This window comes from Polynucleobacter sp. 35-46-11 (genome assembly GCF_002281105.1).
Window position 1 is genome coordinate 1 of sequence record NZ_NCFJ01000548.1, and the last position, 1,603, is coordinate 1,603.

A 1,603-nucleotide genomic window follows, 5' to 3' on the forward strand; every position below is an offset into this window, starting at 1 on the left:
ACCAAATTTATAAACTAGGTAACCTTTCCAGTTTTTAATTTGCTTATGAGATTATGCTAGCCTGCTCACTCACGCCGCCTTAACAACCTTTGTGTTGTTTCAAATCCTTGATGTATTAATTCCCGTCCGGAACATGGCAGCGTTTTTAATGTCATTTAAATACAGTAACAGTAAGTTCAAATTAGTTTTTTAATGCACTTGCTTTGCGGGTATAGCAGTTCATTTACAACCTGCTCAAATCATTCACTAGATTGAGGTGTGTAGGATTGGCTTGGGCTGCATTGCTAGCTTAAAGCATGTGTTGCTAGATGAAGTGCATAAGTTTGCTGTTAAATGGTTTCACATGGTTATCAAACACACAAAAGGATAAAACTTAATAATGAACCACGATCAACAAAAATCTATTCTTACTATTGCCTTATTTGCAGCTTTTGCGGACGGTAAAAAAGATGACCGTGAACGTGAGCAAATTCGGCAGTTGGCTGAATCGCTAGGCAATGAAACTGGTGCACAGGACATCGCAAAACTGTATCAGGACGTCTTGCTTAAACGTGTCAGTGTGAAGAGCGCAACCGCACTCCTTGATGACCATAATCACCGCCAACTTGCCTATGAGATGGCTGTTTGTGTGTGTGATACAGATGGTATACAAACAGCTTCTGAACGAATATTTCTAGATAAGCTAAGAGTGGCACTTGGACTAGATGCTGAGCAAACCGAGCAAGTAGAGCATGAAGCAGGTGAGCTTGCGCAATTGATTGATGATCCTACATTGCCTGCAAGTGCTGTGACCGATTCCTCGCTTGATAAACCCTCAGTGGTTAAAACCCCAAATGAGCAAGTGGTTGCCGCTGTCGCAAACGTATCGGATGCCGAACTTGATAAAACTATTCTTAATTATTCGATTCTGAATGGTGCGCTGGAGCTATTGCCGCAGTCTTGGGCATCCATGGCGATTATCCCCTTGCAGATTAAAATGGTGTATCGCATAGGTAAGGCGCATGGTGTTGAGCTTGATACGGGTCATATTAAAGAGTTTATTGCCGCCGCTGGCGTTGGTCTAACCTCTCAGTATCTTGAGCAGTTCGGTCGTAAACTGCTAGGCGGACTGTTAGGTAAAATGGCGGGTAAAACAATAGGCAAGGTTGGCAGCACTGCCACCGGTGTAGCATTCTCTTTTGCGACTACTTATGCCCTCGGACAACTTGCAAAACGCTACTATGCTGGCGGACGCGTCATGAATAGCGGCATCTTACGCGATACATTCCAAAACCTACTTGGGCCAGCCAAGCAATTGCAGACACAATATTTACCGCAAATCCAGCAGAAAGCAAGTACACTGGATGTTACCCAGGTCATGTCCATGGTGCGTGGGGCTTAAGCAAACAGTTAAACGCTTTTGCGTAAATGCTAAGATTAATGGCAATAAAAAAGGGAGCCTAAGCTCCCTTTTTAAATTCCGGTGAGGAATTATTTGTTCATAACGTACATTGTTACTTCAAAGCCAAAACGCATTTCAGTAGCTGCTGTTGTAGGCGGTTTCGTTAGATATCAAGAGGGCGATTTACTTAAGATAATGAGAATAAGTTAGCAAGCAGCGCTT

Annotated in this window: 1 protein-coding gene and 1 pseudogene; one reads left to right on the forward strand and one right to left on the reverse strand. The window is 43.2% G+C overall.

Annotation, left to right across the window (positions count from 1 at the left end; all coding sequences use genetic code 11):
- Window positions 1-379 precede the first annotated feature (379 nt).
- A complete protein-coding gene (locus B7Y67_RS17460) occupies window positions 380-1,381 on the forward strand; it encodes a DUF533 domain-containing protein (protein ID WP_293599716.1) in 1,002 nt (333 codons plus the stop codon).
- An 89-nt stretch (window positions 1,382-1,470) separates the two neighbouring features.
- Here B7Y67_RS17460 and pqqA read toward each other — a convergent pair.
- A pseudogene (gene pqqA / locus B7Y67_RS19565) lies at window positions 1,471-1,521 on the reverse strand (pyrroloquinoline quinone precursor peptide PqqA); the annotation flags it as partial.
- Window positions 1,522-1,603: the final 82 nt, after the last annotated feature.